This is a genomic window from uncultured Mailhella sp. (assembly GCF_944324575.1).
Classification (GTDB): domain Bacteria; phylum Desulfobacterota; class Desulfovibrionia; order Desulfovibrionales; family Desulfovibrionaceae; genus Mailhella.
Genome location: NZ_CALUWV010000060.1, coordinates 1 through 12,506, shown reverse-complemented (window position 1 = coordinate 12,506; position 12,506 = coordinate 1). Strand labels below are relative to the sequence as shown.

The window sequence follows — 12,506 nt, the reverse complement described above, 5'->3', positions numbered from 1 at the left end:
AAGGAGTGTTTATAACTTACGCATAACTATAAGTTTTCGGGAACCCCCAGCCTAGCTGGGGGTTTTCTTTTAACCAATAAAAGAGCGCTGCGTACAGCGCTCTCGGGACGGCTTCGATCAGTTGGCCTTCATGATGTACTGGTCGACGTGAATGGGCCAGGTTGTGGATCGGAAGTGGTTGCAGTCTTCGGAAATGACCCGGCGGGAGTCGGGCTGGCTGAACATGCCGAAGCGTATGGCGTCAAGATTCCAGAAATGCAGAATGGTGAAGTTGTCCACGGTGGAAGGCCCGGGAACGACATAGTCGTTGACATGGTTCTGCGTGTAGCACGCCATGCCGGAATGATGCACGAAACATTTGGCGGGATGTTCGAGTATCTGATACGATACCGCTTCGTCATGACTCATGAAGTCGGGCTTGGTCACGATGCAGATTCTCTTGATCTCGGGATCCTTGGTGCCGAGCGGACGATCCGTGATGAGCTGACGCACATGGTATTCCGTAACACCGAACACGCCGAGCACGGGAAGATCATTGTACAGATAGGAAATCTCCGTCCATTCCGGCGCATAGATCTCGTCCACGAAGGCTATGGACGCCCAGGGATTGGCCATGCCTCCGGTCTTGGCAAAGGAGGCGTCGAAAATTTTGGCAATGGTCTCGTCGTAGGCCTTGTTGCTGACGTTGGCAATGTAGCGACGCACCTTCTTGTCCTCAAGAACCCGGGCCGTATGCTCTTTCAGATACCATTCCTCAGCATCCCTGCCGTCCGCAAGAGCGGGGCTTCCGAGCATGACGATGAACTTGTCCGTATAGGTCAGAAAGTCGGTATGTACCATAAAAAACTCCTCCTCATAGAAATTCTGCCCTTCCTGTAGCAAAAAATGTGCCAAAGCCGCAATCTTGCATAACCTGTTAGTTTCTTTATGATTAGCTGAATAAATTTCCGTCGTCGGCAGCCCGGTTTTGGAATTTTCTATAAAATTCTCTTTTTTTCTAAAATTTCATGCACAGTCTCCCCCCGTGCGAACGGTTCGCGCCTGTGCCTGCATCCCCGTCGGCAAAGGAGGCCCTCGGAGGACTGCAAAGCATGGCTGAGCGACTGACGTGAGAAGGAAACACGAAGGAACAGAGAAAAAACGGGACGGCACAAGAGAACGGCAGGGAGGGAGAACGAACAGCGGTTCCGGGTGAAGGCCGTCCCCCCGGCAATTCCGGAGCGCAGCGGCGAAAACCCGGAACATCGGTTCCGAGCAAAGGCCGCCCCCCCGGCTCCGTCTTCCCAGGCTCCGTCATTCTCCGTTTCTTGCGAGATGACGGGAAAAGCGCGAACCGACGTTGCCCGACAATCGCCCCGCTCTCCCGGCCCCGACAGTCCGTCGGGGCGTCTTTTTGCATGAGCCTGCCGGCGTCACTTCTCCAGAAGAGACCGTCGGAAACACCGCGGCATGACTTGATTCCATCCGGCGCCCCTTCGCTGCCATCGCGTCCCAGAGGCAAGGACCGAGTTCAGCTCATTCTGGAAAACCATGCCCGGACAAAAGCAGACGTCGTCTCTTCCGTTCAGGCCCCGCTACGATCCTTCCCGATTGCGACAAAGCTCCCGGGCGAATCCAGCCAGAGCCTCCATCTCCTCTGTGCGCAGAGTCAGCAAAGGATTCAACTCGACGCCCGTTTTCTCCCAGTCCCTCTGTACGCCGTGACGAAAGTCCGCAGGACGTATGCCGTATCGCTTCAACCGATAATAAAATGTGCTGCGATTCATGTTCAGGATTTTCAGAGCGTCGGCAATACGACCGCGGCTGGCCCGCAGCGCGGCTTCCAGTGCGGCTTTTTCCCCTCTTTCGCCCGAACGCTCCTCCGAAGCGCCTTTCCGCACGGACGACGACTCGCGTTCGGCAATAACCTCCGGCAGTTCCTTCAACGTCACTTCCGGGCCGGATGCCATATATACCGCCCGCTCCATAACGTTTTCCAGCTCGCGGATATTCCCGGGCCAGGAATAGCGCTGAAGGGCATCAAGCGCGCTTCTGGAAATCCTCTTCAGCGTCTTTCCCGACTGCCGGGAAAACTTATCCATAAAATGCCGGGCCAGCAGCGCGACGTCGCCCTGCCTATCCCTCAGCGGCGGAATGTGCAGGGGGAAAACGTTGAGCCTGTAATACAGATCTTCCCGGAACGTCCTGCTCTGAACGGCGTTATAAAGATTCTTGTTGGTAGCCGCTATGATGCGGATATTGACGCGCCGGGCGCGCTGGCCGCCGATGCGGACAACCTCACGGTTCTGAAGCAGGCGCAGCAGATTGACCTGAACATCCAGCGGCATTTCTCCTATTTCGTCCAGAAAGATGGTTCCTCCGTCCGCCAGCTCAAACTTGCCCGGTTTCCCCTGACGACTGGCCCCTGTGAACGATCCTTCCGTATAACCGAAAAGCTCGCTCTGAATGAGCTCTCTCGGCAGCGCTCCACAGTTGACCACCACAAAGGGCATCCCTCTGCGCGGACTGGCATTGTGCAGTGACTGAGCAAAAAGTTCCTTGCCCGTGCCGCTTTCTCCGAGAAGTAATACCGTCGTATCCGATCCGGCTATTCGTCTGGCGTTGCTCAGCACTTCAGAAAGAGCCGCAGACCGGCCGAGAATGTCGTCAAAGGTAAACATAGCCTTGGCACCGACGAGGCGCGTGGCGAATTCCCTCATGCGGGCAGTTTCACGCAATGTCAGAATCATGCCGCCCGTCGAGCCGTTCACGGCGGCAGAAAGAACGCAGGGAATGGCCTGCGCCGCTTCCTCAATCATCAGCGTAGTATCGACGTCATGAAAGGCATTTCTCTCATCAAGCAAAGGTCTGACCGCCCGACCGAACCGTATGACGTCGTGAATGTTCCGTCCGATGGGATCCTTTTTCAGATGCAGCATCGTCACGGCCTTGGCATTGATGAACAGTATGGAGCCGCTGGCGTCCAGCGTAATGACGCCTTCATCCATAAGGGCCAGAAGCGCTTTGTACTCGTCCAGCACCTCCCTCAGAGCAAGCTGCTCCATAATGGCATATACGGCGGCCCCGAGCATGCCGCTTGTATGAAGATGAAACGTCTCGCAGGGTGAGGTGATGCCGAGTACGCCTATGACATTCTGCTTCTTGTCCAGAATGGGAGCCGCAGAGCAGACAAAGTTATGATTTTCCGTACAATAATGCTCCGCGGCAAAAATTTCCAGCTGCTTCTGCTCCTCAAGGCAGGTAGCTAATCCCACGGTTCCTATGTACTCCTCCCTGGACAACGAGCCCCGCGAATTGAGGATTCCGCTCCCGGGAAGAGTGTGCAGAATCACGCCATCGCGCGAGGCCAGAGAAATAAAACTGTGAGAGTCGGCAATGAGAGAAAAAATCTGCTCCATGACGGCTTTTGAGCTTTCCAGAAGCATGGAGTTACGCTCCAGCTCCGCAGCAATCTGTTCCGGCGGAAGCTTCCGGTGCATCACGTGGTACGGATCCACATGAAGAGCACGGCAGCGCAGCCACGAGCGATAGACGAAGTCACGAACAATGGTGTGATCAACATCTTCGCCGTTCTGGAACTTTCTCCATTCCTCGAAAATTTTTTCCCGATTGGCAAGCATGGCCGTGCTGTCCAGCATATTTCCCTCGCATTGACACTTAAACAAGTTGGACGTTTTTCAACAATGGAATAATGTTATCTATTTTTATTTTATTTCAAACAGTTATTATCAAACTCCATTCATTTTCGCTTCATTTTTCTGGTGATTTGCCCTGTTTCATCAAAAAATCAGCTGAACGGCGTCGTTTTATTTTGAATAAAAATATCCTATTTCGTCCAAAAATTCCATACGCGCCCATTTTGAGAATGTTCTTATCAACCAGTTGAATATATTTATTTTTCACATTTAGTTCAATTTTGGCACAAATATTGCATTCCTGTATCCGACGGCTGTTCTCCGTTCGACGAAGGCCGTTTCCGACATCAAGCTTCACCTCAGAGGGCGATATGGAATACACCATGCTTTTTTCTCCCGTCACTATTAATAAGCTAACCCTGAAAAACCGCATCGTCATGTCTTCCATGGTCACGCAGTACGCGGCCAGCAACGGAGAAGTGACCGATCAGATGATTCACTATTACGCGGAAAGAGCCCGAGGCGGCGTCGGTCTCATCATGATCGAAGCCACCTATGTGGAACGTCAGGGCGACAGTTACAAGTTCGGACTCGGTGCGGACACGGACGAAATGCTTCCGGGACTCACCAGACTCACAAACGCCATCCATGCCTGCGGCGGCAAGGTAGGACTCCAGCTTCAGCACGGAGGAAGAACCGCCAATCCGCTGACCAACGGCGGCCCCATCAAGTTTGTTTCCTACATCCCCGGCGTCACGCCTTATGAAGGCGCTCGCGTCCTTACGAAGGAAGACATTGCCGATCTTGTAAAACGCTACGCCGAAGCGGCTCTTCGTGCCAGAAAGGCCGGATTCGATCTTGTCGAGCTCCACGGGGCCCACGGTTACCTTCTCAATCAGTTTCTCTCGCCCTTCACCAATCTCCGCGAAGATGAATACGGCGGCAGTACGGAAAACCGCCTTCGTTTCCCTCTGGAAGTCCTCAAGGCCTGCCGCGAGGCCGTGGGCAAAGACTTTCCCCTCACCGTCCGTCTGAGCGTGGAGGAGTTCAACGGTACCGGCCTTACGCTGGAAAGCTCCCTTCCCATTGCCCAGGCCTTTGTGGACAACGGTATTGACGCGCTGAACATCAGCGTGGGCGCATGCGAAACCAACCACTACACCATTCCTCCGGCCGTTCTTCCCGAAGGCCTCAACGCCGATCGCGCCGCCGCCGTGCGCAGGGCTGTGGAAGCGCGCGTTCCCGTTGCCGTGGCCGGTCGCATTCACAATGCCACGCTGGCCGAATCCATTCTGGCTGAGGGCAAGGCCGACATCATCGTCATGGGACGTCCCCTCATTGCCGACCCCTATCTTCCCGTCAAAAGCCAGGCAGACAGGCTTACCGACATTGCGCCCTGCCTCTCCTGCAACGAAGGATGCGTAGGCATTCCCTTCGGAAACGTAACCTGCGCCGTAAATCCCAGAGCCGGTCAGGAAGCGAGATTCCCTCACATTAAAACAGACACCCCGAAGCATATCGTCGTGATCGGTGCAGGTCCCGCCGGCATTCAGGCAGCTCTCACCGCCAAGGAAAAGGGGCATCACGTTACGCTGATTGAGCGCGAAAAAACGCTTGGAGGCCTCCTCCATGTCGCTTGTCGGCCGCCCCACAAGGAGGCCTTTGAAAAGCTGCGCCTCTACATGGAGCATGCCGTGCAGCAGTCCGGCATGGAAGTGCTGCTCGGCACGGAAGCCGACGTGTCGCTTATACGTTCTCTCCGGCCCGACATGACCGTTGTTGCCACAGGCAGCGAACCTGTCGTGCCCGGATTCTGCAAAAACTCCGGCGCCGTCACCGCCCAGGAAGTGCTTCTGGGGCGGAAGACGGGGCAGAAAGTTCTTATCCTCGGCGGAGGCCTTGTGGGCTGCGAAACGGCGGAAATGCTGGCGGAACAGGGCAGGGAAGTCACCATTCTGGAACTGAGGGACACGCTGGCTCCCGACATGGAAAAGCGTACCCGCATATTCATGATGGCCCGCCTGAAGGAGCTCGGTGTTCAGGCTCTGCTCAACACCGAAGTGCTGGAAGTCTCCGGCCTCCATGTGCGCGTGCGCAGTCCCCTGCATGCGGAACGCTCGCTGGACGAGTTCGACTCTCTGGTCATGGCCTTCGGCTATCGTTCCCGCAACCTTCTCCAGCAACAGCTTGCCGAAGCCGGTATTCCCTTCACGGCCGCAGGCGACTGCGTTCGTCCGAGCAAGGTCATCACCGCCGTCCGCCAGGGATTCCAGGCCGCCTGGCCGCTGTAGTTTACGGACGGCCCGACGCCGTCTTCTCCCCATACCACCCATTCAACCTGCGAGGAAAACATGATTATCGACGTCAGACTCCGCCCTCCGTTCAAAGGCTTCAAACAGCAGTTCTCCCCCGCCGGCAACAAGGCGTTCAGCGCCAGATTCGGCCTGACCTCCCCCGAATCCGTCCAGCAGATTTCTGAAGAGCTCATGCTCAGGGAAATGGACGAAGCCGGCATAACCTGCGCTCTGGCCACCGGCCGCAACGGACATTTCCGCTACAACGTGCCCAACGACGATCTTGTGGAAATGACTGCCCATTACGGCGGCCGCATTCTCGGCGCAGCCGGCCTGAACTGCGCCGACGTGCCGCAGGCCATGGCCGATGTGGAAAAATACGTGATCAACGGCCCGCTCAAGGCCGTTTCCATGGAACCCGGTGCATGCCCTGTTCCCCGCTATGCCGACGACCGCAGACTCTATCCCATCTACGAAATGTGCCAGGCTCACCGTATCCCCGTCATTCTCATGCTCGGCGGTCGCGCAGGGCCCGACGTTTCCTACAGCAATCCTGAAATCATCAGCCGCATCGCCGCCGACTTCCCCAACGCCCGCTTCATGGTTTCCCACGGCGGCTGGCCGTGGGTACAGGCTGTACTGGGAGTCTGCTTCTGGCAGGAAAATATCTGGCTGTGTCCCGACATGTACCTCATGAACAACTCCGGTGTGCAGGATTACGTCGCCGCCGCCAGCACCTGGCTTCAGGACCGCTTTATGTTCGGCTCCGCCTATCCGCTCATGCCCATCGGGGAAAGCCTTGCCATCTTCAAGTCCCTGTTCAAGGAAAGCGTTCTTCCCAAGCTTCTTTATAAAAATGCCGCAGAACTGTTCAATATAACCATTTCTTAAATTCTCTGCACTCCTCGGAACGGCAGGGGCTCCGGTCTGCCGTGCGGATCCCCTGTCGTTCAGTCAGGAACACCATCTGAAGCGAACCAACTCGAAAGAAAGGGAAAAACATGTCCGTAACCATGGAAAAAGGAAAAATCATCGGATGGCTGGTTACCATACTGATAAGCGTTGCCATCATGCTTGTTCCGACCTCGGAAACATTCACGCCGGAAATACGCGCCTATCTTATGTTGAGCATATGCGTCATCAGCATCGTTGCTTTTGACCTTATGGATATCATCATTCCTTCCGTACTGCTTCCCGTTGCCTACTATATTTTCCATGTCGTTCCCATCCAGACGGCATATGCGCCTTTTACCACCGACACCTTCTGGATGATTCTCGGCGCCTTCGTTCTTACGAATGCCCTTGATGAATGCGGCATTCTCAAGCGCATCGCGTACTGGATCATCAAAACATGCGGCGGAACCTATAACAGAACGCTCTATGCCCTGTACCTCGTCGGTCTCATTCTCGGCATCATCACCTTCTGCGGCCATTACCTCCTTCTCATCTCTCTGGCCTACGGCATTTGCAAGGCCATGGGATTCGGCAAGTCCAAGGAATCCCTTCTCATCATGATGGTCGGCGGCATAGCCGGCCTCAATGTCAAGCTCTTCGCGTACCGTCCCTCCACCATGTCCATGATGGTCACCCAGGTCAAAACCATCGACCCCGGCTTTTCCGTATCCTTCCTCGACCAGATGCTCTACAACTGCCCCTCCGTATTCATGGCCGTATCGTTCATCTGGATTCTGACGAAGATTTATAAAAGTCACACCTTCGTTCTGCCCGGAGGAAAGCAGTACTTTGAAGAGGAATACAGAAATCTCGGCCCCATGACCTCTGCGGAAAAGAAGGCCTCCGTTCTTCTCGCAATCCTGATGATATGGATCAGCACGGAACCCCTGCACGGCATTTCTGCCAACTACTCCTTCATGACCCTGCCCTGGCTCTGCTTTGTCCCCGGCATCAACATAGGATCGCAGAAAAGTATCCGTCAGATCAACCTCGGCGTCATATTCTTCGTTGCCGCCTGCCTCGGCATAGGCATCGTAGGAACAAAGCTGGGCTTCACCCAGCTGCTGGCCGGAAAAATCGCCGAAAACATCTCCGGCATCGGCGTGAACAGCTTCCTGTTCCTCATGCTTTTCCTCAGCACGCTCGTGAACCTCATCCTCTCCCCCGGCGCCATGATGGCCGTACTGCCTGCGCCCTTCGCCAGCCTGTCGCTGCAGCTCGGCATGAATCCGCTGCCTTCCCTTCTGACCATCATCTACTCCACCGATTTCGTCTTTCTTCCTCATGAAGTGCCCGCCTATCTCATCATGTTCGGCTTCGGACTCATGACCATGAAGGACTTCATCAAACTGCATCTCATGAAAATCGCATGGTTCACCCTGCTGTTCGGTCTCATTCAGATTCCGTTCTGGTACGCCATGGGCATCATCATGCAGTAAGCTCCCCCCCATTTTTCATTCTTTGCAACGGCAACGCCGCGGGTACGCCCGCCGGCGAATCCTCAAACACGTCCTCAACACCATTTTCATCCGTCAAAAGGAGCTTTTTCATGGCCATCATCGACTGCCGCTTCCGTCCCCTGACCCCCGAATTCGAATGCTACATCAACCCCGAACCCGCCAACTTCTGGATTACCCAGACCCGTCCGCTCAAGCCCGAACCGCTTGACGTTACCATGAAATATTTCAAAAAAATGGGTATCACCGGCGCGGTCTGCTCGGGACGGGACATGCGCTCCACCGGCGGAGCCTATGTTTCCAATGAATACATCGCCGACCTCGTCGCCAAGTATCCCGTCTTCATCGGCGTTGCCGGCGCCGACCCGCTGAACGCCCATGTGAAGGACGACATCGAACACGCCGTCAGGAATCTCGGTCTCAAGGGCGTTTCCGTGGATCCCTTCTCGCTGAAAACCACCGCTGATGACAAACGCTTCTACCCCATCTATGAAAAGTGCGCCGAACTGAACGTTCCGGTCATCATCACCATCGGCCCTCTTCCCATCCGCAACGGCTCCTATCTGGAATGGGGCAGCCCGCTCCCTGTCGATCATATCTGCGCGGATCTTCCCGACCTCAAGGTGCTGCTCTCCCACGCCGGCTTCCCCTTCACGCAGGAACTCATCGCCATCGTATGGCGTCACGAAAACCTGTACTTTGAAAGCTCCATCTACCGCCATCTCCCCGGCGCCGACCTTCTGGTCAAGGCCGTCAACACCTGCATAGGCGACAAGATGTGCTACGCCTCGGCCTATCCATATGCCGACTACACGCAGGCCCTGCCCAAGTTCCTGGCTCAGGGCTACGATCCCATCGTTCTTCCCAAGATCCTGCATGAAAACGCCGAACGCCTGTTCGGACTGAACTGAACGCGGCGGCTGTCTGATCATCTTCCCATTCTTTACATGGCATATACCAGCACAGACTTGAGGGACAGACCCGCCAGGGAAGAAAAGGCCCGGTGAATGGAACTTCCGGGGCGGCCATGAAGCGCTTCCTCGAAGACCTCGCTGCTCTGACCGAAAAATCCTCGCCGCGGCGAAGACAGAGCGTCACGTCCCCACCCCCGGAGCGGAGCAAGGCATTCCTGCCGACTCCGCTCCCATTTTATCCGCCCAACGGAGAGAACATCATGAAATGTCTTGAACCTGCGCGTCTCGGCAATGTGGAGCTGCGCAACCGTATCATCTATCCCCCCATGGTAACCCGTTTTGCCTCAGAAGAGGGGTTCGTCACCGACAGACTCATCGCCTACGCCTCCGAAAGAGCCCGCGGCGGTGTGGGACTCTACACGCTGGAAGCCACCTATATCACCCCCCAGGGAAAGGGCTTTGAGCACGGCACGGGCATCGACGACGACAACAAGATTCCCGGCCTCAGGCGCCTCACCGAAGCGGTGCACGCTCAAGGCGGCAAAATTTCCGTTCAGATTCATCATGCGGGCCGCGAAACCTGGAGCGCCATCAGCGGACTGCCCGTGGTCGCCCCTTCCGACTGCCCCGTAGCCTATTCGGAAGAGCCCGTCCACGTGCTGACGAAGGAAGAAATAGCCGTCATCGTCCGGCAGTTCGGCGAAGCCGCCCGGCGCGCCAGAGAAGCGGGATTCGATACCGTGGAAATCCACGGCGCCCACGGGTATCTGCTCACGCAGTTTCTCTCGCCCTACACCAACAAGCGGGAAGACGAATACGGCGGCTCGCTGGAAAACCGTGCAAGGCTCAGTCTTGAAGTCATCCGTGCCGTGCGCGCGGCCGTGAGCAGGGATTTCACCGTGACCTTCCGCATGAGCGTGGAAGAAAGCCTTCCCGGAGGTCTGCCGCTGCAGGACGGCGCGGCCGCAGCAGCTCTTTTTGCCGCCACGGGCGACATTGACGCCATCCACATTGTATCCGGCAACTATGCTACGCACCATACCGTGATTCCTCCGGCGAGCGAGGGATACATCACCAACAGGGCGCGCGCCATTGCCGTGCGTCAGGCCGTGGGACCGGATTTCCCTCTCATTCTTGCCGGACGCATCAAGACCGTGTTTCAGGCCGAAGAACTCATGCAGAGCGGCATTGCCGACTTCGTGGCCATGGGACGCGCCCTCATTGCCGACCCTGAACTGCCCAAGCTCTGCACCGAAGGCAAGTTCAACGCCGTTCGCAACTGCCTCGGCTGCAACGACGGGTGTGCCATGCGTACCGGTGCAGGTCTCGACACCCTCTGCGCCGTCAATCCCTTCATGGGATCTGAGGGCGAATTCCCTTCGGACGAAAAGGCAAAAACACCGCTTCGCGTGCTCATTGTCGGCGGCGGTCCCGCCGGCATGGAGGCCGCATGGTACGCCGCGCGCCGCGGTCACCAGGTCACGCTGTGCGAAAAACTCTCCCGACTGGGCGGCCAGTTCTTCCTCGCCTCGCTGCCGCCGTTCAAGAGCGATCTGGCCCTCTACCTGTTCAACATGGTCCACAGGCTCGAAAATGCCGGCGTCGATATTCGCCTGAACTGCCCCGTGGACGCGGAATTCATACGCAACTTCAACGCCGACAGAGTCATCATCGCCACCGGCAGTCTCCCCATCTTCATTCCCTTCAAGGGGCTGGAAAACATGCCGCATCTTTCCGCCGATGAAGTGCTCGACGGACATCTTGACGACACCGGCGCCCGGGTGGCCGTCATCGGCGGCGGACTTGTGGGCGCGGAAACGGCCGAATACATCGCCCGCACGGGCCGCAGCGTCAGCATCGTGGAAATGGCGGACGACATCGCCCAGGGCATTCACCCCGTCACGCAGGACTTCATGAAAAAACGCCTGGCGGATCTCAATGTTTGCGTGTTCACCGGGCACAGGGTACAGGCCTTTGAAGGCGGCAGCATTTCCGCCTCCCGAGCGGACGGCTCAACGGTCGATCTCGGCCCGTTCGATACCGCAGTCATCGCACTCGGCTCCAGAGCCGACAAAAAGCTCTGTGACGAACTCGACGCCGCAGGCATTGCCTACGTCGCCGCCGGCGACTGCGTGAAGGCGGGACGAGTACTCTCGGCCGTAAGTTCCGCCATGCACGCCGTTCACGAACTCTAAAACATACGCTCCCCGGCTCCGGTGGACAGAGGGCAGCCCCCTCTTCCACCGGACCCCCTCCACAACAGACCGCTGCAGTGACGGAAACGGCTCACGCCGTCGTGACCGCCGACGCCGTGAGAAAACGGCATGCCCCTCCAACTGTAGAAAAGTCCGCCAAAACGTCCCTGCACAACTGGTACAGGGAACACCAGGTGAAAGCTCTTGCGCCTCGTTCCGACATACGGGAGTACCGGGCCGACATTCTTTCCGAGTTGAAGTTGCTGTTGGGCGATGAGCATAGCCTGAGCAGGTTTTGTGATATCAGTAGATTATGTCATAAGGCCTCCAAATACTATACGCTCATTTTTCATCACTGTAATATAACTAATATTATTTTAATAATATTTTCAATGGAATAGCTGCAGATTACCATTTGATAAATCTGTAATGCCTAAGACATCAACAACGTAGACCATCAATATTGACATAGAATTCATGTCTTTATACTACTGAAGCCATATATACTTCCAAGGTGGAACAATATGGCGAAACAGCTCAACATCAAAAACTGGCTGCATGATTTTCTGTATCAGCGGGGTCTCGACAAGCCTGACGGACGGCATCTTTTTTCCTATCATGCCACGCCGGACGAATTTCTTGCTCTGGAGGACGGGCTGAAACACAGCGTGGAGGTAGCTTCCATACTGGACGATCACAATCCCCTTGCTGTGCTGAACAACATGTCCGACTTCGACGCCGTGTTCGTGCTCTATGCCGCCCTGTGCTGGCAGCAACGATATGACGGCACTACCTGGACGTATGATGTCGTTCTGCAGGGACTGGGGATCACTCTGGACAATCCCACGCAGGAACTAAAGGGTACTATTGAAAATGGACTTGCGTTCTGGGGACTTGCCGTCAACGACAAGGGCTATGTGTATCTCGGAGCCATCGCGCGGGAAGCGGGACTTCCGCAGAAGCTGCTTTCCGAAAACAGGGGCGCCGTGGGCGGAGTTCTGCATTCCGTTCTCCGGGAGGCCCTGCGTTCCGGTCAGAGCGGCGAGATCATCACAAG

The 12,506-nt window shown here is 56.2% G+C and carries 9 protein-coding genes; 6 read left to right on the top strand and 3 right to left on the bottom strand.

The window, feature by feature from the left end:
• Positions 1-117: 117 nt before the first annotated feature.
• From Q0J81_RS07975 to Q0J81_RS07965, 3 genes are all read right to left on the bottom strand, one after another.
• Positions 118-840: a hypothetical protein gene (locus Q0J81_RS07975; protein ID WP_294447061.1), complete on the bottom strand. Its 723-nt coding sequence runs from the start codon at positions 838-840 to the stop codon at positions 118-120.
• Between the two features lie 734 nt (positions 841-1,574).
• On the bottom strand, positions 1,575-3,638 hold the full coding sequence (locus Q0J81_RS07970; protein ID WP_294447060.1) for a sigma 54-interacting transcriptional regulator: 2,064 nt from the start codon (positions 3,636-3,638) through the stop codon (positions 1,575-1,577).
• Between the two features lie 112 nt (positions 3,639-3,750).
• The gene (locus Q0J81_RS07965; RefSeq protein ID WP_294447059.1) at positions 3,751-4,020 is read right to left on the bottom strand and encodes a hypothetical protein; all 270 of its coding nucleotides are present in this window, start codon (positions 4,018-4,020) and stop codon (positions 3,751-3,753) included.
• On the opposite strand from Q0J81_RS07965, the gene Q0J81_RS07960 reads away from it, so the two are divergent.
• The 6 genes from Q0J81_RS07960 to Q0J81_RS07935 form a co-directional block, all read left to right on the top strand.
• The gene (locus Q0J81_RS07960; RefSeq protein ID WP_294447058.1) at positions 4,007-5,926 is read left to right on the top strand and encodes an NAD(P)/FAD-dependent oxidoreductase; all 1,920 of its coding nucleotides are present in this window, start codon (positions 4,007-4,009) and stop codon (positions 5,924-5,926) included. The genes Q0J81_RS07965 and Q0J81_RS07960 overlap by 14 nt on opposite strands.
• 60 nt (positions 5,927-5,986) lie before the next feature.
• Positions 5,987-6,820, top strand: coding sequence for an amidohydrolase family protein (locus Q0J81_RS07955; protein WP_294447057.1), 834 nt, complete (start codon positions 5,987-5,989; stop codon positions 6,818-6,820).
• Positions 6,821-6,930: 110 nt separating this feature from the next.
• Positions 6,931-8,322, top strand: coding sequence for an SLC13 family permease (locus Q0J81_RS07950; RefSeq protein WP_294447056.1), 1,392 nt, complete (start codon positions 6,931-6,933; stop codon positions 8,320-8,322).
• A 110-nt stretch (positions 8,323-8,432) separates the two neighbouring features.
• Positions 8,433-9,251 (top strand): amidohydrolase family protein, encoded by an 819-nt coding sequence (locus tag Q0J81_RS07945; RefSeq protein WP_294447055.1) that lies wholly within the window; start codon positions 8,433-8,435, stop codon positions 9,249-9,251.
• A 263-nt stretch (positions 9,252-9,514) separates the two neighbouring features.
• Positions 9,515-11,449, top strand: a complete 1,935-nt coding sequence (locus tag Q0J81_RS07940; RefSeq protein ID WP_294447054.1) for an FAD-dependent oxidoreductase — start codon at positions 9,515-9,517, stop codon at positions 11,447-11,449.
• 524 nt (positions 11,450-11,973) lie between these two features.
• Positions 11,974-12,506: hypothetical protein (locus Q0J81_RS07935; RefSeq protein ID WP_294447053.1), on the top strand; the 533-nt coding region annotated here is incomplete at its 3' end.